At 48.2% G+C, this 24,134-nt stretch carries 18 protein-coding genes and 1 riboswitch; of the genes, 1 reads left to right on the plus strand and 17 read right to left on the minus strand.

Annotated features, from left to right (window positions below):
* Window positions 1-60: 60 nt before the first annotated feature.
* The 6 genes from ABXS70_RS23565 to ABXS70_RS23590 form a co-directional block, all read right to left on the minus strand.
* Complete coding sequence (locus ABXS70_RS23565) at window positions 61-2,769, minus strand: PAS domain S-box protein (protein WP_342553980.1); 2,709 nt, start codon at window positions 2,767-2,769, stop codon at window positions 61-63.
* 291 nt (window positions 2,770-3,060) lie between these two features.
* On the minus strand, window positions 3,061-3,786 hold the full coding sequence (locus ABXS70_RS23570; RefSeq protein ID WP_342553979.1) for an ABC transporter permease: 726 nt from the start codon (window positions 3,784-3,786) through the stop codon (window positions 3,061-3,063).
* Between the two features lies 1 nt (window position 3,787).
* Window positions 3,788-4,504, minus strand: coding sequence for an ABC transporter permease (locus tag ABXS70_RS23575; protein WP_342553978.1), 717 nt, complete (start codon window positions 4,502-4,504; stop codon window positions 3,788-3,790).
* On the minus strand, window positions 4,501-5,415 hold the full coding sequence (locus ABXS70_RS23580) for an ABC transporter ATP-binding protein (protein ID WP_342553977.1): 915 nt from the start codon (window positions 5,413-5,415) through the stop codon (window positions 4,501-4,503). Before ABXS70_RS23580 ends, ABXS70_RS23575 begins: the two co-directional genes overlap by 4 nt.
* 95 nt (window positions 5,416-5,510) lie before the next feature.
* Window positions 5,511-6,992 (minus strand): HAMP domain-containing sensor histidine kinase, encoded by a 1,482-nt coding sequence (locus ABXS70_RS23585; protein WP_342553976.1) that lies wholly within the window; start codon window positions 6,990-6,992, stop codon window positions 5,511-5,513.
* Window positions 6,993-7,090: 98 nt separating this feature from the next.
* Window positions 7,091-7,774, minus strand: coding sequence for a response regulator transcription factor (locus tag ABXS70_RS23590; RefSeq protein WP_342553975.1), 684 nt, complete (start codon window positions 7,772-7,774; stop codon window positions 7,091-7,093).
* Between the two features lie 321 nt (window positions 7,775-8,095).
* Here ABXS70_RS23590 and ABXS70_RS23595 point away from each other — a divergent pair, with 321 nt between their 5' ends.
* Window positions 8,096-9,856 (plus strand): alpha-glycosidase, encoded by a 1,761-nt coding sequence (locus tag ABXS70_RS23595; protein WP_342553974.1) that lies wholly within the window; start codon window positions 8,096-8,098, stop codon window positions 9,854-9,856.
* A 275-nt stretch (window positions 9,857-10,131) separates the two neighbouring features.
* Here ABXS70_RS23595 and sdaAA read toward each other — a convergent pair whose 3' ends face one another.
* The 11 genes from sdaAA to ABXS70_RS23650 all read right to left on the minus strand — a co-directional run bounded on the left by sdaAA (window position 10,132) and on the right by ABXS70_RS23650 (window position 23,994).
* Window positions 10,132-11,085, minus strand: coding sequence for an L-serine ammonia-lyase, iron-sulfur-dependent, subunit alpha (gene sdaAA / locus ABXS70_RS23600; protein ID WP_342553973.1), 954 nt, complete (start codon window positions 11,083-11,085; stop codon window positions 10,132-10,134).
* Window positions 11,075-11,764 carry an L-serine ammonia-lyase, iron-sulfur-dependent subunit beta gene (gene sdaAB / locus ABXS70_RS23605; protein ID WP_342553972.1) on the minus strand — a complete coding sequence of 230 codons (690 nt, stop codon included), beginning with the start codon at window positions 11,762-11,764 and terminating at the stop codon, window positions 11,075-11,077. Before sdaAB ends, sdaAA begins: the two co-directional genes overlap by 11 nt.
* 107 nt (window positions 11,765-11,871) lie before the next feature.
* Window positions 11,872-12,025, minus strand: a riboswitch (glycine riboswitch).
* Window positions 12,026-12,393: 368 nt separating this feature from the next.
* Window positions 12,394-13,485: a sigma-E factor regulatory protein RseB domain-containing protein gene (locus ABXS70_RS23610; RefSeq protein WP_366291286.1), complete on the minus strand. Its 1,092-nt coding sequence runs from the start codon at window positions 13,483-13,485 to the stop codon at window positions 12,394-12,396.
* Window positions 13,486-13,501: 16 nt separating this feature from the next.
* Window positions 13,502-14,998 carry a HAMP domain-containing sensor histidine kinase gene (locus ABXS70_RS23615; RefSeq protein WP_366291289.1) on the minus strand — a complete coding sequence of 499 codons (1,497 nt, stop codon included), beginning with the start codon at window positions 14,996-14,998 and terminating at the stop codon, window positions 13,502-13,504.
* Window positions 14,995-15,717 carry a response regulator transcription factor gene (locus ABXS70_RS23620; RefSeq protein ID WP_342553969.1) on the minus strand — a complete coding sequence of 241 codons (723 nt, stop codon included), beginning with the start codon at window positions 15,715-15,717 and terminating at the stop codon, window positions 14,995-14,997. Before ABXS70_RS23620 ends, ABXS70_RS23615 begins: the two co-directional genes overlap by 4 nt.
* 320 nt (window positions 15,718-16,037) lie before the next feature.
* Window positions 16,038-16,793: a phosphate ABC transporter ATP-binding protein PstB gene (gene pstB, locus ABXS70_RS23625; RefSeq protein ID WP_342553968.1), complete on the minus strand. Its 756-nt coding sequence runs from the start codon at window positions 16,791-16,793 to the stop codon at window positions 16,038-16,040.
* A gap of 13 nt (window positions 16,794-16,806) precedes the next feature.
* The gene (gene pstA / locus ABXS70_RS23630; RefSeq protein WP_342556208.1) at window positions 16,807-17,694 is read right to left on the minus strand and encodes a phosphate ABC transporter permease PstA; all 888 of its coding nucleotides are present in this window, start codon (window positions 17,692-17,694) and stop codon (window positions 16,807-16,809) included.
* A 2-nt stretch (window positions 17,695-17,696) separates the two neighbouring features.
* Window positions 17,697-18,605: a phosphate ABC transporter permease subunit PstC gene (gene pstC / locus ABXS70_RS23635; protein ID WP_342556207.1), complete on the minus strand. Its 909-nt coding sequence runs from the start codon at window positions 18,603-18,605 to the stop codon at window positions 17,697-17,699.
* 145 nt (window positions 18,606-18,750) lie between these two features.
* On the minus strand, window positions 18,751-19,683 hold the full coding sequence (locus tag ABXS70_RS23640; protein WP_342553967.1) for a phosphate ABC transporter substrate-binding protein PstS family protein: 933 nt from the start codon (window positions 19,681-19,683) through the stop codon (window positions 18,751-18,753).
* A gap of 748 nt (window positions 19,684-20,431) precedes the next feature.
* Window positions 20,432-21,724, minus strand: a complete 1,293-nt coding sequence (locus ABXS70_RS23645; protein ID WP_342553966.1) for an arsenic transporter — start codon at window positions 21,722-21,724, stop codon at window positions 20,432-20,434.
* Window positions 21,725-21,894: 170 nt separating this feature from the next.
* A complete protein-coding gene (locus ABXS70_RS23650) occupies window positions 21,895-23,994 on the minus strand; it encodes a methyl-accepting chemotaxis protein (RefSeq protein WP_342553965.1) in 2,100 nt (699 codons plus the stop codon).
* Window positions 23,995-24,134: the final 140 nt, after the last annotated feature.

Genomic DNA, 24,134 nt, shown 5'->3' on the forward strand with positions numbered 1-24,134 from the left:
ATATTGTCGGCGTGTCCGTATATATCATCTTAATTCAACTTGTCTAGATATTATCTCGAATTAATTGGGTGCAATTCGCGGCTCATCGGAAGGTCCCCACTGCTGCAGGACACGCTTCAGTTCACTCAGCATCACAGGCTTGCTGATGAAGTCCCGCATCCCCATTTCCAGACATGCCTCCTTGTCTTCACGACGGGAATTTCCAGTTACCGCGATAATCGGAGGAATACGATCCTGCGGAATCAGCCGGTGTAACAGATTTGTAGCCTTAAGCCCATCCATCACAGGCATATGAATATCCATCAGTACAATATCATACACATTCTGAGAGATCGCATCAATCGCTTCTACCCCGTTGGTACACACATCTGCCTGGTAACCCAGTTTCTCTAAGTATTCCTGCAAAATCTTCCGGTTGACCGGATGATCCTCTGCCACAAGAATACGCATTGAAACCTTGTCACTTTGACGTGTACGTTCATGCTGGAACTGGCTTGCCGACTTCTCACCAGATGCCTCAACACGAGCTGCCGGAATTGCAAACCGGAAAATAGAACCTTCTCCTTCAGTGCTCTCGACACTGATGCTTCCGCCCATAATCTCAACAAGTCTCTTGGAAATCACAAGCCCCAGTCCTGTACCGCCATATTTACGGTTAATGACCGGATGCAGCTGCGAGAACGACTGGAACAGCTGGTCCTGTTTGTCCGCAGGAATGCCGATTCCTGTATCTTCCACAGCAAAGTCAAGCACCGTATCCTCGGGTTTGCTTCCCTTAATCATATCTACGGTGACGTCAATACTTCCTTGATCTGTGAACTTCAGTGCATTGCCAACCAAGTTCACCAGAATCTGCCGAATTCGCATCGAATCTCCGGCCATATAATCCGGAATATTCGGGTTCAGACGATAGCGAATCTCAAGATGCTTCTCATCCGCTCGCGGCTTGAACAGCTCCGCGACCTGCTCCAGCATTTTGCGCAGCGAGAATGGCTCGTAGGCCAGTGCCATTTTACCAGACTCCAGTTTGCTGAAATCGAGAATATCATTCAGAATATTCAGCAGTGCATCACCACTCTCCTGAATGATCTGAGCGTACTCCCGCTGCTCCTCTGACAAGTCTGTACCGACGAGCAGTTCGGTCATTCCTACAATGCCGTTCATCGGTGTACGGATTTCATGACTGACAAGAGAGAGGAACTCGGACTTGGCCTGCGCGGCCAGCTCTGCGGTTTCTTTGGCCCGAACAATTTCACGTTCTCCAGTGACGTCATTAAAGACAATAACCGCACCGCGAATCTGTCCCTCGTCAATAATCGGAGTAACCTGATACTGTACGAGGAAGCTGCTGCCGTCTTTTCGCCAGAACACATCCTCCGTCACTGAACGCGTATGCCCATCCAGTACCGTCATATGAATTGGACATTCCTCTTTCGGGAAGTAGCTGCCGTCTGCACGGGAATGGTGAATAATTGGATGTGAGCTTTTCCCGATGAATTCATGAGCTTCGTACCCGAACATCGAAGCGGCCGCCGGATTCATAAACATCGTAATACCATCCGCATCCAGACCGTAAATCCCTTCGGTAACGGTATTGAGAATCAGCTCATGCTGTTTGCTCAATTCCTGAATACGTTCTGTGTATTCTTTACGCTCGGTAATATCCGATACGATGCCGTAGACGCCAACCATTTCTTTATCTACAATAATTGGCACATTCGTTACGGACACTTCAATTTTGCGACCATTCGAACTAACAACACGAGTCTCATAATACTGAGGCTCTCCTTCCTTCACAAGCGCGAAGAAAGCTTCACCTTTTTGCATTTCGTTCTTATCTAGATTCGATAAAAAAGACTGACCAATCAGCCTATTGCGCGGAATATCAAGCATCTGCACCATATTGCTGTTTACCGAACTATACTTGCCATCCAGATCCAGAGAATAGACCGCAGCCGGATTATACTCGAACAATGACTTATACCGCTGACGGCTTTCGCGAATACGTCTGTCCGCATCCTTCTGCTGCGTAATATCCCTGCTGATGCTGACAATTTGAGTTACTTTGCCATGTTCTCCAGCCACTGGCTTCGCCAGTGTCTCCATCCAGATGTAATGTCCACTCTTATGCAGGACCCTCATCTTGCAGCCATCCCCTATACTCGGCAGTTCCAGAAGATCAGGAAAATCTCCGGGGTAACAGTAGGACTTAAATGATTTCCCCGTTACTTCCTCCGGCGCGTAACCCAGCAGTGTGTATACAGATGGAGATACATACAAGAGTGTGCCATCCACGCTGCAGGTTGTAATCAGATCCTGTGCATGGTCTGCCAGTACCTGGTACTTCTCCTGTGTCTCCTGCAGTTCCTGTTCAATGATTACTTTATCCGTCACATCTTTGGCAATACCATAGATGCCAACGACTTGTTCGCCTTCTGTAATCGGTATATAGGTAACCTGTGCATGTTTCACAGAACCATCTTTATGATAAAATGCCATCGATTCACTGACTGAATGCCCAGCCAGCACCTTTTCGATAAATTGTGCTCGTCTCTTCTCACTTTCAGGCGGGCTGATGCGATCCCGACTCACCCCTGCAAGCTCTCCTATCTTATAACCGGATAACTTCTCGAAGGAAGGATTGGCATCCATATGATTCCCTTCAACGTCCATGACATAGATAGCATCCGGATGGTTAAAAAACAATGACCGGTAAGAGCTTCCCTCAGAAATAATTCGTTTCAGGGTTTCCGTTTTATTACGATCCAAAGGCCTACCCCTCTTTTCTCAGCCAAATCTTCTTCTTTTCACAAAATTGAATATACGCCGCTTTCGGCTGTAACAGGCTTACCCTCGAATAACCATGTACGCCTGACAAGAAACAGCTTTTTTTATTTTACCAGATTCTCGTCTAATTTTGCTTATAAAAGAGGATAAAATTCATATGGATCGAGATGAAAAAGATGGAATTGAGGTGCCTGGATATTAGAATGAAGAAACCTGAGACTGCTGCATACCGAATATTCGTATGCGCCGCCTCAGGAGAGGTTTCTTTTGTTGTTATACTTCCTTTTTGGCAAAATAGATCATACCCACAGCAATAAACAGTACGGCACTGCCGCCAACGACTGTTAATAGCGAAGTCAGCGGCACATTATATGCACCGAACCCTGCGCCCTCGATAGGAACCATCAGAATCATCGGCTGTGCCCATGGATAATACGGACCAAACGAAGCGGAGTTCACGACCAGAATATTAGGAATGGTCAGGGCAAAATTTAAGGCTAGCGGCGCAGCAAAGCTGCTCCAGATTAGAGAAACAAACATCTGCAGAGCCGCCAGCGGCACACATGCTAGAAGTCCGAGCAGCAGCTTGCCGGCAAGGAATCCCCAAGGTACAGGGTCCACATGGCCTTGAATCAATCCGACCAATACGATCATTCCGAACAAGAGCAGCTGTGTACCTGCCAGAAGCGAGAGTACTATGGTGAATTTGCCCAAATATAAACCTGCACGTGTAAGCGGAAGGACAAGCAGTTGTTTCCATCCTCCACCTGCATGCTCGAATCGGCATACAAATGAGGTAAATACACCTGTAAGCATCGGCAGCAGCAGCATACCGTGAAGCGTAACCATAACGCCCAGCAGTGCCCCCCAGTTACCCGAAGTGGAAGATAACAGACCGATGAGCAGCGCGATCAGTGGACTGATCAGAATCAGAAGCCAGACAGGAGATTTTGCCATTTTCAAACGTTCGGCAGATAAAATACGGAAGTAGGCTTGCATATTAGGCCACATCCTTCCGGCTGAAGTGCATCATACCCATCAGCATAATCAAAATTCCTAAACCTGCGCCCATCCCTGCGTATAGATATGCATTAGGGGCACTCCAAGCCATTTGAGCCCATGCCAGCGGGAACTGGGGAGAGATGGACAATGCGAACATACCGGTAATGGCAAGAATAATGCCGAAGGTAACCGGAAGCGCCTGATTTTTGGATACCAGCGTAAGCCATAATTCGATCGATAGTACCGGCAGTGCACCAGCCAGCGGCATGAGCCCCAGCTTCAGCGCCTGTGACCACGGTATTTCTTTTGCATCAAAACCAAGCACTAGGCCCAGTCCAACAATACCTACGCTCAGCAGCAGACAGGAGATGATAAGCAGCAGACAGGCCATCAGAAACTTGGCCAGATAAACGGCCGATCTGGGAATCGGCATCGCCAGCAGCTGCTTCCACGAACCCTGATCATGCTCGATACCAGCGATCATGGAGCTGAGAATGGTCGCACCCAGCATTAAAGCGAGCGGCACAAACACAATAACATTTCCAAATAATCCTCCCCACAGATTCTCTGCATACTGCTCTTTCAGATAATCCAGCCTCAATCCAAAATTCAAAGCCTGCATGGCTGTTAAGCCAATGGGGGCAAGAAACACGAGAAACCAGATGCCTTTGCCGCGAATTTTGAGCCAATCCGCCGATAATGCACGCCCTGTCATATGGAAGCCCCCTCGCCAATGACACGCATGAAGAGATCTTCCAAAGACTGTCGTTGTTCCTCCACCCGGTATACATCATGATCCTGCTCGATCAGACGGCGCACCAGCAGTGCAACTGCATTATCATCCATGTAAGGGAACGTTAGTGCGGCTCCCTGTCTCTGACCGAATTGTCCCTGTTCACGAGCCAGCTTCATTGCTTTTTCCGGTTCGGATACCGTTAGTCTAATGGAACTTCCCGTCTGACTGTGCAGACTTGCAATCGTATCCTGCAGCACCATTTTGCCATCCCTGATGATGCCGACCCGGCTCGCCATCTGCTCAACCTCGCTCAGCAAGTGGCTGGATACAAGGACTGTAATCCCATGCTCCAGCGGCATCCGTTTGATAAGCTCGCGGATCTCCTGTATACCCGCCGGGTCCAGTCCGTTTGTTGGCTCATCGAGAATAAGCAGTTCCGGGTCGCCCAGCAGAGCGCTGGCAATACCGAGACGCTGTTTCATCCCGAGAGAGTAGCCTTTTACAGCACGTTTAGCATCTTTGGTCAGATCAACGATGGACAGCACTTCAGCAATTCTTGATTTGGGCACATTGATAATACGCCGCAGCACTTCCAGATTCTCTACCGCATTCAGATGTCCATAGTAGGAAGGATACTCTACCAGGGAGCCTACACGGCGCAGAATATCCATCCGTTCCTTGCGAATATCCTTGTCGAAGACTCGGATGACACCTTTGGTCGGTTTGATCAGGCCGAGCAGCATGCGGATGGTTGTTGTTTTACCGGCACCATTGGGACCGAGGAAGCCGTAAATATCTCCCTTTTTAATATGCAGTTCGAGTTCACGAACCGCTGCACGGTCCTTGTATGTTTTCCATAAATTCGCTGTTTGAATAATATTTTCACTCACGATTAATCACCTCGGAACTATCGTAATCCTCCAAGGTTAAAGCAAGCATGGGTCCAAGTTTAAGTTTAGTTTAAAAAGTAGACATGCTTCCCTATTCAAAGCGCACGTTCATCCTCTTTGCCGCTGTAGAGATAGGTGCGAACACCTGCTTCGGAGCTGTCTACCCGCTTACGCAGGCCCATCTCACGAATCAGAAGGTCCACGATGGATAGGCCAAGTCCAGTACCCTTGGTTCCTGAATCCGGCTGCATACCGGGTCCGCGATCTTGGATTACTACAGCAGTCCGTCCCTGTACCTGTTCGGTGGATATGCGGATATACTTTCCGCTGGCCGCATGACGAACTATATTTTGAAACAAATTATCCAGCACACGACGCATACCCTGCTCATCCACCTCCCAGATTAACGGATCATCCGGCAGATCAATATCGATCTCGAATTCCTCTTTCTCCCACACCGGATACCATGATGCCGCCGCTTCTCTAACCATACGCAGCACATCTTTCTGCTCCAGCTTCAATGTATATCTTCCGCTGGTCAGCAGATTATACGAAAGCATATTGTCGATAAGCTCACCAAGATCCTGCATTTTATTCTCCATACGACTCAGCGCACGGATGCCCTGCTCGCTGAGGTTTTCTTTATGCAGCGCATGCATATGACCACGAATAACTGTTAGCGGCGTTCGCAAATCATGTGATAATCCTGCAACCAGCCGTTTGCGAAGCTGTTCCTCCTCCTGCTCACGCTGGCGGCTGTCTGTTAACTGATACACCATCTGGTTAAAGGATTCCTCCAAATGTCCGATCTCATCCGACCTGCGGATTTCCACCGGGAGCGGTATGCCCTCCTTACTCGGAGCAATCATCGCTGTCTGCAGACGAATCAGCCGCTTGCGGATTTTAGCGAAGAACAGTACGGACATCACGATAAATATAATAAAAACAATCAGCATCACAGCACCGAAATAGATAAATTCGAGCAGTCCATTATCGGATGAACTCTGGAGCAGGTCACGGGGAACTTCGATCACCATAAAACCTTGTCCTTTGTCTTCATTCTCTCCTCCAACATATGCAACAACGGTTAGAGGATCACGATTTAAAGCTTTTTTCATGAACTGTACCGTAAAATTTGCTGTCCATACCGCAGGAATTCGAGTCTCTTCTGATCTTCCGGTTACCAGTTCCCACTTCAGTATGACATCCGAATTAGAAGCCTCGGACATCCCTTTTGAAGTTCCCGAAGTGTTCAACGACTTTTGCTTGGACACCTCAGCTTCTGTACCCCCAAGCACCAGTGCCGTTTTCCCGGAAGCATCCACACGATACATGGCGGACTTCGGGTAACTCTTCTGCAGCTGCTTCATCCGTGAATCAATAGTTTGCCCTGAAGCCCCATCCAGCTTTTTCGATTCTATTGTCCACATATCCGTAATCAGTTGCGAATCACCATAAGGTGCATCTTCAACAGGTTTTGCATTGCTGATAATTACAACAAAAACGGTGGCTACGAGCGGTACCACAACAGGCACAAACAGGACAGCTGCCAAAATAAGAAGCATGTATCTGGACATAAGAGATCGCCCAAATTTCAGTTTCTGCCGGACTGGCTGTTCCGTGCTGCTGTCTCTGTCCCGCTCAGACTTCTTCGCCTTTCGCTTCCTAAACCAGATCATGGCTTCTTCACGCGATATCCCACGCCGCGCACCGTCTGAATAATAACCGGATTAGCCGGATCAAGCTCCAGCTTCTCGCGCAGGTGCCGGATATGCACCATCAATGTTTTGTCTCCGTCCAGATAAGACTCATTCCAGACAGCCTCATAGATCTGTTCTTTGGTACGAATCATGCCCATATGCCTGAGCAGATAAGCAAAGATATGGAACTGTTTCCCTGATAAAATAATCTCCTCTCCCGTCTGCTCATTAACGATCCGGTTATCCTGCTCATAGATCGAAAGGTGCTCCAGCCTAAGGACGTTATCGCTGGATACCGATGCACCTGCCTTGCGAAGCTGAACCTCAATCCGCGCAGCGAGCTCGTCCGGGTGGAACGGCTTGGTCACATAATCATCGGCAAAATCAAGCCCGTGCAGCTTATCATCAATGGATGTCCTGGCCGAGAGCATAACGATGGGTATGGCAGGATGTTCTTTTTTTAGCCGCTGACCTACTGTAAATCCGTCCAGTCCCGGCAGCATTACATCCAGTATCACCAGAGAACACTCCGCTGCGGCTTCGGATGCTCCTTCACCGCTTCCAAGCCACACGACCTCATATCCGCGTTCCTCCAGGTCTTCTCTCACCCATGCTGCAATTTCAGTATCATCCTCAATGTATAACAGTTTGGTTTTCATCTATGTATTCGTTTCCTTTCCATACCCTTTGGGTTAATGATATATCTGGACATTCTGCACAGCTGCAGATCCTCAGAGCTAAAGCGCACTGTCTCAAGATTAAATGCCAGCCCGGCTGCACAAGCTACACTGTCTGCAATCACTGAAAAGTTCAACCAGTTCAATGTTTCTCGCCTGGAATCAACCTCTATGACTTTATACGTTCCATTATAACGCAATCCGCTGTCACGTAATATGAGGCTGTCTCATTCAGTAAAGACGAATCTACATAGCAAATCCATGTTTTGTATAACTATTTTAGATCTGACGGGAGGAATTTACATGCTGCTCGAAGCCATCTTTCATCAACCCAAACGGAACTGGGCCTATGCCTATGACCAGGATACCATTCGTCTGCGACTGCGGGCCAAAAAGAATGATCTGACCGAAGTTTTTGCCCTGACAGGGGATAAATATGCATGGGAAGAAACCCGGGATATGGTTCCTCTGACCAAATTCACATCGGACTCCATGTTTGATTATTACGAAGGGGAGGTCAAGCCTCCGTATCACCGTTTGAAATATGCTTTTCTGCTCAAAAATGAAGATGAAAATATCTGGATGACCGAGACGGATTTCCAGGAAGAAGAACCTGATGATCCGGGCCGCATGTTCCAGTTCCCTTATATTCATGCCGGGGCTGTATTTACACCTCCCGCCTGGGTGAAGGATGCGGTTTTTTATCAGATTTTCCCCGAGCGTTTCGCAAACGGCAACCCTGAAATCAATCCCAAAGAGGTCGAACCCTGGGGCGGAGAACCTACACCATTTAACTTCTTTGGTGGTGACCTGCAGGGAGTCATGGATCATCTTGATTATCTTAGCGACTTAGGTATCAATGCGATCTATTTCACCCCAATTTTTGAAGCGAGGACCAATCATAAATACGATACCGAGGACTATCTGCGCGTAGACCGTCATTTCGGTGATGCGGATACCATCAAACGATTGGTAAAGATGTGCCATGAACGTGGTATCCGTATACTGCTGGATGCCGTGTTTAACCATTCCGGCAAAACATTTGCTCCGTTCCTCGACGTACAGAAGCATGGTGCCGCATCTAAATACAAAGACTGGTTCCATATTCACGAGTTCCCGTTAGACGTGAAGGATGGCATTCCAACCTATGAGACATTCGGATTCGAAGCACATATGCCCAAGTTGAATACGGAGAATCCGGATGTAAAGGCATATTTGCTGGAGGTAGCCGAATATTGGATCAAGGAAGTTGGCACAGACGGCTGGCGTCTTGACGTAGCAGACGAAGTAGACGATGCCTTTTGGCGGGATTTCCGCCGCGTTGTCAAAACAGCCAACCCGGATGCTTATATTCTGGGAGAAATATGGAATGAATCTTCTGCCTGGCTGCAGGGCGACCAGTTCGATGCTGCGATGAACTATCCGTTTACCGCTGCTGTGAATGGATTCTTCGTTGAAGATAAAATGCACGCTGAACAATTTGCCAACTCGATCGGCCGCCAGTTATCAAGATACCCGCTTCAGGCAAGCGAGGTCGCATTCAATTTGCTGGACAGTCACGACACTCCGCGGCTGTTAACCCTGTGCGAGGGTGATCAGCGCAAGATGAAGCTGGCTGCATTGTTCCAGTTCAGTTATATGGGAGCTCCTTGTATCTATTACGGTGACGAGATCGGGCTGGACGGTGAACATGATCCGGGATGCCGCAAATGTATGGAATGGGACGAAGCAAAGCAGGATCGGGAGCTGTTTAGCTTTTATCACAAGCTGATTGCCCTGCGTCATGCTCATCCTGCACTGCGCGCTGCGGGAACCGTTCGTTTCCTGCAGGCCAAGGCAGGAGGCAGCCAGCTTGTAATGGAGCGGCAAAGTGACGAGGAGCGCATTCTGATTCTGTTCAACCGTTCGGAGGAAACAGCCATCGTTGAACTGGAAGCAGGGGATCAGCCATGGACCGAGCTGTTTGAAGGCAGCCACCGGACTGCCCTGGAAGATGGTGTACTTGCCATAGAACTCCCTGCCTACGGATATGCGGTGATGCGTACCGAGTTAGAGAATACCTAGAAGAGTGAGCAGGTCAAAACCTGCAGGTGTAAGATCATTCAGATCACGCATTTGAATTCTGTACACGTTTGATCGCCAACTCCAAGAAAGCGTGCGGGATCCTGAACTTTCAGGGTCCGGCACGCTTTCTCGGATTATAAGGTATTGAAATGTTTAATTTCAATCAAACAAAGGTGAACAGCTGATCGTTCATCGGCTGTTCACGCGGCTGCCTATAGTCAGGCACGATTCGGACACATCTTATCGATCAATGACCTTTAAACGTATTGGTGATCTTACTCAGAAGCGGTTTCTGATGTTTCTGACGCCTTATGTGCCGTACCAGCTGTCTCTTCAGATTCTGCACGCTTCGCCTTGGGTTTAGCCAGCTTCTCCATCATTTTACGACCCGTTGGTGTCTGGGCCAGCCCGCCCTGCGCTGTCTCGCGATGACGGCTTGGCATAGCGCTGCCCACCTCCAGCATGACATCGATAACTTCATCAGACGGGATGGCACTGCGAACACCAGCGAGCGCCATGTCAGCCGCAGCCAGTGCCGTAACGGCTCCAAGTCCGTTACGAACGATGCACGGAATTTCAACAAGCCCGGCTACGGGATCACAGATGAGGCCCAATGTATTTTTTAAAGCCAATCCAACGGCATGCACGACCTGCTCCGGTTTACCGCCTCTCAGCTCCACCATCGCACCGGCAGCCATGCCAATCGCAGAACCAACCTCTGCCTGACAGCCGCCTTCCGCACCGGAAATAAATGAATTGTTGGCAATCACATATCCGATGGCTCCGGCACAGAACAGTCCATTCACCAAGTGTTCATCAGTCCAGCCGAAACGCTCCTGCGAACTGATGAACACCCCCGGAATGATACCGCAAGATCCCGCCGTTGGCGTAGCCACGATACGTCCCATTGAAGCATTCACTTCAGATACGCACAATGCATAAGCCATAGCAAGGGCAGAGGCATCACCAGAACATGTTTCCCCTTGGCGAATATATTCGGCCATCTTTTTCCCGTCTCCACCTGTCAGTCCACTGCGCGAGGTTGTATCTTCTGTAAGACCTTTGCGAACGGCTTCCTTCATTACCTGATAGTACTCCGACATCTGCTTCACCACGTCTGCTTCCGGTGTGTTCGTCTCCTGCACCTGCTCTTCAATCATCAGCTGCGCAATCGTTTTGGACTCCGCTGTGCAGATTGAGTTTAACTCATGCAAATGTTTAAATCGCATTCGGGTCAACCCCTCTCTTCAGATCAATCACACGAATATCCAGCACATGATCCAGTGAACGGAGTTTCTTCAAAACCTCTTCACTCGGAGGTGCATCCATTTCCATCGCCGTTAAAGCTTCACCATCGCGCGCCTTCCGGTCCACCTGCATGTATCCGATATTCACGCCGGAGGAGCTGATCGTTGATGTCACAGATGCGAGCACTCCTGCCTTATCCGCATGACGCAGGACCAGTGTCGGAAACTCCCCGCTGATCTGTACACGAAAGTCGTTCAATGCATGTACAGATACACTGCCTCCACCAATGGAAGCCCCCTTTAAAGAGCATTCCCGATCACCGTGCCATAGTTCAATTTTGACCGTGTTCGGATGAGGAGCCGGCAGACCACTCGTGTAGAATTCTACCTCCATACCCGCTTCAGCCGCATACTGCTCTGCATCGGGAATGCGAGGATCATCTGTAGCATAATCGAGCAGGCCCCCGATCAGTGCGAGATCAGTCCCGTGCCCTTGGTAGGTATCTGCAAATGAACCATACAGGGTAAGCCTTGCACGTTCTGGCGTACAGCCCAACCATTGACACGCAATTCGGCCCAGTCTTGCGGCACCGGCTGTATGTGAACTGGATGGCCCTGTCATCGACGGACCGATAATTGAAAAAACATCTTTAAATCGCACCTTATAACCCTCCAATTGGTTTCGTCATCGTCATTCAGACAATACCCGCCACTATGTTCCTTGATCTACTGAATGATGACAATAAAAAAGGACAGAAGAAGGCCGTTAGCCCTCTCTCTGTCCTTGATACCTGAGAGTTTCATGATCACAGCACCGGGCAGAACAGGATCAAGTACATTCCAGTACACGTCTGTTCGCCGGCTGAAGAATCATATACCCCTTGGGTGGCGCTTCTTTCGCGCACTCTCCAGAGCTGCGTCCAACGATGGTACATTTACCTGAGAGATTAACGATTATGCCGGGTGCATAATCGCTTGCTCCTTCGGTGCCTTAAGCCTGCCTATACATTCCAGTTTCGGCATCTGCTGTATGCAGCATATCGATTGGTAACATATTGAATCAGCCCGCTCAGGTCTCTCCCGCTCGTTATCATTCGCTGTATTCTTTTATTTCATTACGAAATTTCAAGTGTTGGCATTCATTCAATCATATACAGAGTAATATGACGCACTGCATATGTCAACAAAAGTGACGTAATCTCAAAGCACTTCATTTTTCTCTATATTATATGCGCTTTTCATTAGGATTGTTCGATGCTTGTTCCATATCTTTCATACCCGGAATACGACTTACTTTGCTTTCGGAATCTGAAGAGCTTCTGCCCATGCCTGCAGTTTCTCCACTGTCCATGAATCATTCTCACCCATGATCGAGTAACGCATGCCCTTCTCACTCCATGACAAGTTGCGGATGATAGACATATACGAACCTTCCGTATCGCGAATACTTACCTTCTTTTCCTCTGGCAGCAGGTTCTCATCTACGTTTTCCTCTGGTGCTGTGAATACAGTCATACTGATCTCCGGCTTGTTATCTTTCACATAGTATAACGTCACCTCATCCCGGCCGTGCTCACCCATGGACGAAGTCAGCTCAATTCTGGACAATTCCATATCTTGACCAACGTACTGCAGGAAAGCCCCTCCAACGGCCTTCTCTGCCTCTTCGAGAGATACCTCTTTGTTATTCATCACATCATTCATTTTTTTCACTTCCACATCTGCCGGAATGTCCAGCTTGAACGTTTCGTCCGTGAACTCGGGATTGTAATCAATCCGGTCATACAGAACTTCTGATCTGGTATCCCCATACGTACTGGTCGCTTTGACAATCATCCACTTTTTGGGGTTTATCCAATACTCGGACGAAATGGACAGTGAATTCTCGTCCTTCGGCGTTAGTTCAATATGGACCACCTCTTGACCTTGAAGCTTCTCTTGACCCAGCATCTTCACGTTATGCGTATCACGCATCCGCTCCAGCTGATCTACCAGCATCTGCTTCTGGGTTTGGTTAGGCTCCTGCTGGAACGCGGATGAATCCATTGAAAATGCAGTTTTTGCCTCTTTCTCATAGATCAGAACCTCTGATCCGTTATGAACAGCAGAGCTTACATTTCCATTATCATCTGTCTCAACCCGCTGCTGTCCTGTTTTTCCATCTACCCATTCCTTCACCTTTATGGTGTTCGTAATCTTCTCATCCGTCCACATCTTTAACACACCTTCTGCATAGTAGGACGCCGGCTCCGACTCGGCAGTAATAATTTTTTCAATCATGTCATCCCCTGACATACCAAGCAGCTCCTTTTCTGCACAACCTGCAAATAGTGAACCTGCGATCAAGACTGCCCCTATCAACTTCCATCCGTTTTTAATCATAAATCATCATCCTTCCTTAGATTATATCCAGTGTTTCATCCGGGTTCCTTCTTTCCGGCAATCGGCAAGCAGCTGCAGTACCGTATTGTTCAGAGGACCACATACGTATATCCCCTCCGTGTTTTAATGCGATTCTTCTCGCTATGCTTAATCCTAATCCAGAGCCTCCTGCATAACCGCCCATCTGCTCTTCGTGATATTGAACGTACGGCTCAAAAATCCGCTCGAGCTGTTCTGCCGGAATAGGAGGGCCTTCATTGTGCACGACTATCAGTGCTGCTCCGGTTCTGTACGCATCCAGTTCCGCGCCCAGGGATGGATCGACCCATCCGGGCAGTTCCGCTTCGGAATCAATTACAGCGAGCCCGATACTCCCTTGGGGCGGAGTGTAGCGAAGCGCATTATGCACCAGATTATCAGTCAGACGCATCAGTGATTCAGGATGAACCCGGTAATCGTGACTTGTACGTACAGACATCCGCATATTGTAGTTTTCACGTTCCGCAAGTTCTCTGTAACTGCCAAGCAGCATTTCGAAGAACTCTTCTCCTTCTACCTCAACCATAGCCAGCTCTGAATCACCAGAACCTAGTGCTGTATACGTTTCAAGCTCTCCTATCATCCGTTTCATACGCTCCACATTTCGAGCAATAACCTCTTTATATTCCTGTCTTTCTAATCGTTTGGAGCCTGTATCCATACTGAGTGCTTCCGCGTAAGCACTGATCGACATCAGAGGTGTCTTTAGGTCATGAGACAGAGAAGCCACAATCATCTCTTTTTCTTTTTGCTGCTTCTCCACTTCCATCTGAGACTCTCTGATGGTCTGCTGCATTGCATCAAATTGCTGTAACAACATACCCATTTCGTCACTGCGAACGCCGCCCCTTATCTCATCCGGTCTTTCTCCACGGGCAAACGCGTCCATCCTGTTCATCAACATCTTCATAGGGAAGAAAAGCTTGCGGGATAACAACCACAACACCGTTCCGTACAAGATAACAAAGAATACAACTGCCCCGCTGATCACCCAGATTGTTCGAATCGATAATCCTTCCAGCCAAGCTTGACGCAGCATCGTTATTTCATAAATTCCTGCCAGTTCCCCTTGATTCCAGACCGGTTTTTTCAGCGAAAACGTGCGATGGCGCATCTGCAGGTTATACAGGTTCCGATATAATTCAGAGCTTCTTACTGTATATCCACTTGTTGACCAAGCATTTCCGCCAGAAGTGTAGACCCGAATACCAGAGGGCAGATATAGATTGAAACTCAGCTGTTCGCTGGCAAGGGCAGATAGAGTTTGATTACGCCCCGGGGATTGCAGTGAGTACAGCGTTGGATCATTCAGCACCTTCTCTATCGGAGCAAGGCGTTCGGTCAACTCCACATACTCCCCTACTGCACGCTGATTCTCATAATAATTGTATAAGGAAAACAAGGCCCAGCCTGCTGCCACAGGCAGCAGCATGACAATCAGGAAAGCAAGCATCAGCCAATATTTCAGCCTCATTCGACCCGCTCCCCGATAAAACGATAACCACTTCCCCATACGGTTTGAATCCAGCGCGGCTGGTGCGGCTCGTCTCCCAGTTTTGCTCGCAAACTTTTGATGTGCACGGTAACTGTGCTGGAGCTTCCTTCAGCCGATTGACCCCACACATGTTCGTAAATTTCTGTTTTCGTGAAAGCCCGATTTGGATGTGAAGCCAGAAGAAGCAGCAGTGCTCCTTCTTTTCCCGTGAGCTGCAGTTCCTCACCGTGCAGTTTCACCTGTTGATTTAACGGGTGAAGCGTCAATCCATCATTGTATTGCAGAAGAACAGAATTGGATGGAGAACCGGAGCGGCCCCCTTGATACCGCCGATATCTGTTTAGATGGGCTTCGATCCGAGCCGTAAGTTCCGCCAGACTGAAAGGTTTGGTAATATAATCATCCGCGCCCAGGCCGAGACCTTTCAGCTTGCTTTCCTCCTGCGTACGAGCACTCATGATCAATACCGGAACATCGCTGATTAACCTGACATGTTTACACACTGTAAATCCGTCCATCTCCGGCAGCATCAGATCCAGCAGTACAAGATGATACTGTCCGTTTTTGAAATCTTCCCAGCTCTCCAGTCCGCTTGACGCCCAGGTCACTGCATACCCTTCACGGCGCAGATGGTCCATCAGAATACGGGCAATTTCCGGGTCATCTTCTACCAGCAGTATGTTATCCTTGTCTGTCATTGCACTTTCATCCTCCCATGACTAAAGTGTAGCGAAGAATACGTATGATTCCGCAAAGTTTATACTTTCTTTATAATTACAGTACAGTACGTACCTCAAATTGTTAGATCGTACCCCAAAACAAAAAAGAGCCCCCTGAACTTCAGGACGCCCGAACAGTACATCACATCACAATGCCTCTTCATAACTCGTATAAACATAATTGATTTCTATTTATCCTAGCACGGCCTCTCCCATCTGGCAAACAATCCCAAGTATTCAGAATTCACAAAAAGCCCCCGGATGCATTGATCCAGGGGTTCCGTCTTCTTCTTATGATGTTATCCAAAACGACCCATAATATATTCCTGCGTCAGACGGTTGTCCGGATTGGTAAAGATATGTTCTGTTTCCCCATGTTCAACCAGACTGCCGAGATAAAAATAAGCCGTATAATCCGAGATGCGTGCCGCCTGCTGCATGTTATGGGTGACAATAACGATCCGCAGCTCCTGCTTCAGCTCCGAGATCAGTTCCTCGACCTTACCCGTCGATACCGGGTCAAGAGCGGACGCTGGCTCGTCAAGCAGCAGAATCTGTGGGTCAACAGACAGCGCGCGTGCGATGCAGAGACGCTGCTGCTGACCACCCGAGAGTGCCAAGGCTGACTCATGCAGCCTGTCCTTGACCTCATCCCAGAGCGCGGCGCGGCGCAAGCTTTTTTCCACAATTTCATCCAAATCCTTTTTACTCTTCGTACCGCGATAGCGGGGGCCAAATGCGATATTGTTGTAAATGGACTTATGAAAAGGGTTTGGCTTCTGCCACACCATGCCGATCTTCTGACGAAGTTTGATCACATCCGTACCCGGCTCATTCAGATCGTTACCATCCATCCAGATGTGTCCCTCCGTGCGTGAACCGGCAATCTCATCATTCATCCGGTTCAATGAACGGAGAAATGTTGATTTACCGCATCCGGACGGCCCAATCAGGGCCGTTACACTGGCTTCGGGAAAAGTCAGGCTGATCTGTTTCACGGCCTGAAAATGCCCATAATATATGCTTAACTGTTCCGTACCAAATGGTATGGCCATGTAGGGTTCCTCCTTATTTCGAAGCTGTCATCCGGCGGTAAACCACCCGGCCGATCCAGCGTGCACTCAGATTGAAAGCCAATACCAGAATGACCAGCACGGCAGAAGCACCTGCTGCGATTTCTTTGGAATCCGGCCCAATGCCTTCACTGTTGACTTTCCAGATATGCACCGCTAGTGTTTCCGCAGGGCGCAGCGGGTTAATCGGTGACCTTGGGCTTGTCGGATTCCAATCCGTAAAGTCCAGCGGCGGACTGCTCATACCCGCAGTAAACATCAGCGCTGCGGCTTCACCAAAGATCCGGCCAGAGGCCAGAATGGTCCCTGTGATCAAGCTCGGCAGTGCCACAGGCAGCAGGATGGACGTAATGATTTTCCATTTGGACAAACCTAGGGCAAGCCCTGCTTCTTTCTGCTCTTTAGGAACAGCCCGGAAGGCCTGCTCCGTCGTACGGACCATCAGCGGCAGGTTAAATATGGCCAGTGCCATTGCACCCGATAACAGGGAGAAACCAAGGCCAAACGTATTGACGATCAGCAAAAGTCCAAACAAACCGATAACGATCGACGGGAAGGATGACAATACTTCGACAACCAGACGAATGAAACTTGTAATCCGCCCCGGTTTGGCGTATTCCGCCATATAAATACCTCCGCCCCAGCCGAGCGGGATCGTAATAATCAATGTTAGAACGAGCAAAAATACAGAGTTAAAGAGCTGCGGTCCGATACCGCCGCCGCCTTTGAGCAATTGCGGTGCACTCGTCAGGAAGTGCCAGTTGATCTGTCCAATGCCCCGGAACAGAATAAATCCGAGTAAACCGAGCAAAAGCACAACAATGAAGAGAGCCAGAATTACGATGACAACTGTTGCAATTTTATCCGCTGTTTTTGGCTTCATTCTCATACCCGGTTCCTCCTTTCAAGCAGGCGAACCAGAATGACAAAGACAAAGGTCATTACCAGCAGGACAAGCGCCATGCTCCACAATGCATTGTTATGAACAGAACCCATCGTGGTATTACCCATACTCAGGGTGATTACACTTGTTAATGTTGAAGCGGATTCGAGCAGGGATTGCGGTACATGCGGCGCATTACCGATAACCATCTGTACTGCCAAAGCCTCACCGAACGCCCGAGCCATACCGAGAACAATACCTGTCAGCAAAGCGGGAAGTACTGTCGGAATGATTACGCGATAGATCGTCTGCCATCGTGTGGCACCGAGCGCATAAGAAGATTCACGCAGACCTTTGGGTAGAGCTGACAGCGCATCAGCCATAATGCTGGTTACGGTAGGCAGAATCATCACGGATAGAACCAGACATCCGGCTGCAATCCCGATGCCGGCTCCTCCGAAAATACTGCGCAGCATAGGAACGATTACACTCAGACCGATAAATCCGTATACAACAGACGGAATACCGGAGAGCAATTCAATCGCAGGCTGCAAAATCTTTTTACCTTTACCGGGTACAATCTCTGTCATAAAGAGTGCTGCACACAGACTAAGTGGACTTGCAATTAAAGCTGCCAGCAGGGTGGTTGTGAATGAACCCGTGATAAACGGCAATGCACCATATACTGCAGGCTCACCTGCCGGATTCCATGTTTTGCCGAATAAAAATTCACGCAGACTGATGCCATCCTGGAAAAAGGTCGATAACCCTTTGGATGCCACAAAATATACAATGGAAAACATGACAACGATCAGGAACACGACACATATCGACGTATAAATCCGTCCCGTCCACTCTTCCCAGTAATGTTTCTCTCTCAAGGGCCGGCGTGGTTTCAACTTGCTGTTCATCACCGTTCCCCCTTCGGTCTGTTCCATAACAACCATCCTTCTATAGTGGAATTAGTGCAAAATATGGGAAAGTTATTCAGCAAACCGCGTAAAGAGGCAGGACATGGGTCCGCCTCTTTCGCTGTATGCGCAAGTCCAAAGCGTGTTACTGAGTCACATTACCTGCTGCATCGCGTTTTACTTTCATGCCGGATACCGGAATGTAGCCCAGATCCTTAACGTCTTTTTGTTGGATTTCATCACTGAGCATATAGTCGAGGAATGCTTTTGTTGCCGCATCCGGCTCACCTTTTGTATACATGTGCTGATAAGCCCATACCGGATATGTTCCTGCTTCTACGTTCTCGACTGTAGCTTCAACACCACCATATTTCAGAACTTGCAGGCTGTCATCCAGGTAAGACAGAGCCAAATAACCAATTGCTCCTGGCGTTTCAGCTACAAGTTTCTTAACTGTACCGGAAGAATCCTCTTGAATTGAACCTTGAATATCTTCTACTTTCGTTCCAAGCGCAAAGTTCTCAAACGTTGCACGTGTACCGGAGCTGCCTGGACGGTTAACAATGACGATGGCTTGGTCTTTACCGCCAACATCTTTCCAGTTCTTGATTTTACCGGAGAAAATATCAACCAGTTGTTCTTTCGTCAGATCCGTTACACCTGCATCTTTGTTGCTTACGGGTGCGATGGCTACGACTGCTACTTGGTGATCAACCAGTTCTTTAGCTTTCGCTTCGTCTTTCAACTTCTCTTCTGCAAAAACGTCAGAGTTACCGATTGTGGCTTGTCCTTCGGAAACCTGTGTCAGGCCCGTACCACTACCGCCACCTTGTACTTGAACCATTACGTTCTTATATTCATCAACTGCCATAAATTTTTGTCCAGCTTGCTCTACCAGAGGCTGCAGTGCTGTTGATCCAACAGCCAGAATGTTACCGCTGAGTTCAGCAGCAGCACCTTCTCCTGATCCACTGCTTGCGGCTCCATTTGTCGTACCTGCGTCGTTTTTCGATCCGCATGCTGCAAGCACCAGTACGAACGTTAAGGTCATCAAAATAAACGGCAACTTTTTAAACATGTTTTGTTTTCCTCCCCCAATGTAGTGATGGCGTTTTGTGAATTTGTGTGATCACCATCAACTCTTTAATCATTGTAATTTCGGTATGTCATCTGAAAATCAATGTTTTGTAAACGCAATGTTAAAAATATGAATGGGGATAAAATACGAAACATATTTTTGATTGCTGGCAGCCGCTTCGGGAACGGACGTTGTTTCAATCGCTGTTATCCCCGGATATATTGATTAATATTCTAGAGGAGTATATCCGGGGATAAAGGCGAACGCTCCGCTTTTCCACAATCGTTCCGTTGCCTCCGCTGCGTCAGCGCTCATCTGTTTCTAAAACATTTGATTCCCCATCCAAAAGGGAGGGGCAGGGGAAAGAGTACTCCGTGCTGGGCGTTTCGGTTACGGATCATTCTTCCGATCGCTGTTGTCTCCAAATCGTTATGGATTTTATTTTTCATATGTAAACATTCCGAGACAAAGGCGAGCGCTTCGCTTCTACAGAATCGATTCCGTCTCCTGCACTTGATCACTTCTTTGGAATTCCAAAAGCTTTGATCCCAGCTATGGGTGGTAGCAATAAAAGGCCTGCCTCAGACAAGGCTGGCCTCAAGAATATATGAAGATAAGATTTTTTTTCTTTCTAACTATAAGAAACGTAGAAGTTGATCAAAAAAGACGCCTCATATGATATGTATTACACATATCATATGAGGCGTCTTTTCATTTCTATCTCTATTTGTAAACTCATTGCTTATTGTTATCCCAAAATCCACAGCCATAATGCTAGTCCTGCCAACGTAATCAACAACGTTGGAACCGTCAGGATGATGCCTGCCTTGAAGTAATATCCCCACGTAATCTTCACGCCTTTGCGTGACAATACATGCAGCCACAGCAGGGTGGCCAGTGATCCGATCGGTGTCATCTTCGGACCCAGATCGGAACCAATCACATTGGCATAGATCATAGCCTCTCTTAAGATCCCCTCCGTATGCGTCCCCTGAATGGCAAGCAGATTGATTAACACTGTTGGCAGGTTGTTCATCACGGATGATAATACAGCAGCCATCAGTCCCATACCCAGTGATGCAGCAAGCAGACCATAATTCGCTACAGCATCCAGCCAGCTGCTCAGGTGATCTGTTAACCCGGCATTACGCAGACCGTATACTACAATATACATGCCCACCGAGAAGACAACGATGGACCAAGGTGCTTCTTTGACCACCCGCTTTAAATCTACCGCTTCACTCTTGCGTGCAAGAATACCGAATAAGAGCGCCACCGCACCTACAATAACGGAGACGGGAATCGGGAGGAATTCACTGGAAGCATAGGCGACCAGCAGCAGACCCAACATAAACCAGGCAATCTTGAAGACACGCGGATCACGGATTGCTTCCTTCGGGTCTCGGGCAGCGGTGATATCGTAAGTCTGCGGAATGCTTTTGCGATAAAACATAAACAGCATCGCCGTACTCGCTGCAATCGAGAACAGATTGGGCACAATCATACGCACCGCATACTCTACAAATGTAATGCCGAAGAAATCGGCAGACACAATGTTTACCAGATTGCTGACGACCAGCGGCAGTGAAGTGGTATCCGCTACGAATCCGCTCGCCATAACAAAGGCCAGTACCATGCGCTCATCAAACTTCAACGCACGAACCATCGCCAGGACGATCGGTGTCAGAATAAGCGCTGCACCGTCATTCGCAAACAAGGCAGACACTGCCGCGCCCAGCAAAATGGAATAAAGGAACAGCCTTCGTCCGCTGCCTCCAGCCAGCCTTGCCATATGAAGGGCCGCCCACTCGAAAAACCCGGTTTCGTCCAAAATCAATGAAATCATAATAATACCAACAAAAGCCAGCGTAGCATTCCATACAATAGAAGCTACATCCGAAGCGTCATTCAGGGTGACTACCCCGGCTGCCAGAGCCAGGATTGCTCCCCCTGAAGCACTCCAACCTATTCCAATGCCGCGAGGCTGCCAGATCACCATCGTGATCGTCAAAACAAATATTAAAATTGCTGCATATACCATAGTTCCTCCTGCTGTCCTGACTGAACATGTTTATATTGACGTTCCATAATTAAAATACATCGCATGCCTTGCGTGTAAGAACCAGACGATATATTTATACAGGCCCACAGGAGGATTGTCTATCTTTATTTTCTTCTATATTACAAATACAGGATATTGACCTTCGACATTCAAGACTTGTTGTCGTTTTTGGCAGGATCATCCACCATTTTGAACATACCGAGCAGTCCCTGTAACTGTTCTGCCATGCTGTTCAAATGAGCAGAAGAAGACGCAATCTCCTCAACGGAAGCAAGCTGTTCCTGCGAAGAAGCAGATACTGATTCGGTGCTTGCCGCCGATTCTTGCGTGACGTTCGAGATATCCGTCATCGTTCGAACAACATGAGACGCACCGCTCTCCAATTGTTTTGTCGTTTCGGACAATGCATCCAGCGTATAGACTGCATTTTCCACAGCTTCACGAATTTGAGCAAAAGATTGTTCAGATGTATTTACAGCTTGTATACCATCACCAACCCGGCTTTGGGCTGCATTCATCGCTGTCAGAGCCGAATCCATATCCTGACGAATATTATGGACAAGTTCACCAATCTGGGCTGCAGAACTGCCGGATTCTTCAGCCAGCTTACGCACCTCACCAGCCACGACTGCGAATCCACGCCCTGCATCGCCTGCTCGGGCTGCTTCAATAGACGCATTCAAGGCAAGCAGGTTGGTCTGTTTGGAGATGGAAGCAATGACGTCAACCATACTGCCAATCTCAACCGAACGGGTATTAAGGGACTGAACAACTTTTCCTAACTGCTCTACAGTCTCCTGGATGATGTTCATCTGTTCGACAGCCTGTCCCGCTGCTTTATTCCCTGAAGATGCTGCACCCGACGTATCCCGCATTGTTGTTGTAATGGATTGGACGCGCTCTGACATCAGACGCACATCCTCTGCCATCCGGCTCATCTGTCCCGATCCGTCCTTCACACTGTTCACCTGCTGCTCAGCACCCTCAGCAAGCTCTTGAATAGCCATTGTTGAATGTTCAATAGCTTTAGTTGTCTGGTCTGCACTTGCAGACAGCTCTTGCGAAGATGCGGATACCTGCTCTGCCGTTTCCTGTACGCCCAGAATCATCATCCGTAAGTTATCCACCATACGTTCGAAGTATTTCGCCAGTTCACCTACCTCATCCTTACGTCTGCTATCCATCTTCACGGTCAGATCACCTTTACTCACTGCACGGGCTGATTCCTGAAGCCGCTTGATTGGACGAAGCATCGAACGAGTAAACCAGATAATAAAGATTACAGCCAGAAATACGGAAGCCAGAAGAACGATGAGTGTAGCTAATCGAATTTCTTTGCTTGCGTCGGTGACTTCGCTCTTGAACATCGTACCTGCTATTTTCCAGCCAGTGGCTTCATTGGTAGAGAAAATCATCATTTTGGAGCGATCTTCGTATACATAGTCGAATTGACCTTCCTTACTTTCGTACATCGGTTCCAAAGCTGCACTGTCTTCTTTAGTACCTGCTTCCTGCACAGGGGAAACAACAACATTTTTGTTGGCATCCAGGATAATAACATATCCTTCTTTCCCGACCTTGATAGAGGCCTGATCTTGCAGATTCGTCAAGTCCAGTGACAATCCTATCACGGAGGATTGATCTTTTAAGGTCCTAGAGATAAACACAACGGCTGTGCCGTCTGTATTTTGGGTGACTGGAGAAACAGCAATTGTACCCGGCTTCTCCATCGCCAGCTTGTACCAATCCCGCTCTCTTGGATCATATGCTTCACCTCGCAGACTGCTCTCTGTTGGCTTGCCGCGAACCATGACCCCATCCTTCGTCCCTACGAAAATATTAAGAGCATCTGGATGCAGCCCTAGATACTGAGCGAGCTTGGCCTGAAGCTCAGTACTATCATTCTCTCCTTTGATCAAGGTCGGTTCGAGTGAATCCGAGAAGAAATTAATGTCAAAAATTTTGCTGTTGACCTGACTTTCCACTATTTTATTGGCCGTACTTACACTCTGCACGGCACTGTCATTCAACTGCCCCTGCACCGTATCTTCTGCGATATACAAAGACACTATACTAATCGCCAAACTCGGTACCAAGAGTACGATCAGGAACGAAACGAGCATTTTATTTCTGATATTCCAGACAAAAGTCTTCTTTTTACTCTTCTTTTTGTTTATATTCGGTTTTGCTTTGACTGGTTTGACAGGTTTCTCACTTTTTTCAGGTCTGTGCTCCTGGATTTTGTTCATTTGTTTTTCCCCCTTGTATTTATGAAGCCATTCTCTTTGTTATGTATAAACTTTGAACTTCTATTGGCTTATATTATATATCGGCTAACAATGAGGTTTATTTGATAAGAATGCGGTTTACGACAAACAGGCTGCTTCCT

The sequence above is a fragment of the Paenibacillus sp. AN1007 genome (genome assembly GCF_040702995.1).
Classification (GTDB): domain Bacteria; phylum Bacillota; class Bacilli; order Paenibacillales; family Paenibacillaceae; genus Paenibacillus.

Excerpts from the sequence above, each read along its gene's own strand:
- ABXS70_RS23610 (WP_366291286.1), bottom strand. The coding sequence starts at position 13,485 with ATGATTAAAAACGGATGGAAGTTGATAGGGGCAGTCTTGATCGCAGGT.
- pstC (WP_342556207.1), bottom strand. The coding sequence starts at position 18,605 with ATGAACAGCAAGTTGAAACCACGCCGGCCCTTGAGAGAGAAACATTAC.
- sdaAA (WP_342553973.1), bottom strand. The coding sequence starts at position 11,085 with ATGCGATTTAAACATTTGCATGAGTTAAACTCAATCTGCACAGCGGAG.
- ABXS70_RS23640 (WP_342553967.1), bottom strand. The coding sequence starts at position 19,683 with ATGTTTAAAAAGTTGCCGTTTATTTTGATGACCTTAACGTTCGTACTG.
- ABXS70_RS23645 (WP_342553966.1), bottom strand. The coding sequence starts at position 21,724 with ATGGTATATGCAGCAATTTTAATATTTGTTTTGACGATCACGATGGTG.
- ABXS70_RS23570 (WP_342553979.1), bottom strand. The coding sequence starts at position 3,786 with ATGCAAGCCTACTTCCGTATTTTATCTGCCGAACGTTTGAAAATGGCA.
- ABXS70_RS23575 (WP_342553978.1), bottom strand. The coding sequence starts at position 4,504 with ATGACAGGGCGTGCATTATCGGCGGATTGGCTCAAAATTCGCGGCAAA.
- ABXS70_RS23585 (WP_342553976.1), bottom strand. The coding sequence starts at position 6,992 with ATGTCCAGATACATGCTTCTTATTTTGGCAGCTGTCCTGTTTGTGCCT.
- pstB (WP_342553968.1), bottom strand. The coding sequence starts at position 16,793 with ATGGCCATACCATTTGGTACGGAACAGTTAAGCATATATTATGGGCAT.
- pstA (WP_342556208.1), bottom strand. The coding sequence starts at position 17,694 with ATGAAGCCAAAAACAGCGGATAAAATTGCAACAGTTGTCATCGTAATT.
- ABXS70_RS23595 (WP_342553974.1), top strand. The coding sequence starts at position 8,096 with ATGCTGCTCGAAGCCATCTTTCATCAACCCAAACGGAACTGGGCCTAT.
- ABXS70_RS23590 (WP_342553975.1), bottom strand. The coding sequence starts at position 7,774 with ATGAAAACCAAACTGTTATACATTGAGGATGATACTGAAATTGCAGCA.
- ABXS70_RS23650 (WP_342553965.1), bottom strand. The coding sequence starts at position 23,994 with ATGAACAAAATCCAGGAGCACAGACCTGAAAAAAGTGAGAAACCTGTC.
- ABXS70_RS23615 (WP_366291289.1), bottom strand. The coding sequence starts at position 14,998 with ATGAGGCTGAAATATTGGCTGATGCTTGCTTTCCTGATTGTCATGCTG.
- ABXS70_RS23620 (WP_342553969.1), bottom strand. The coding sequence starts at position 15,717 with ATGACAGACAAGGATAACATACTGCTGGTAGAAGATGACCCGGAAATT.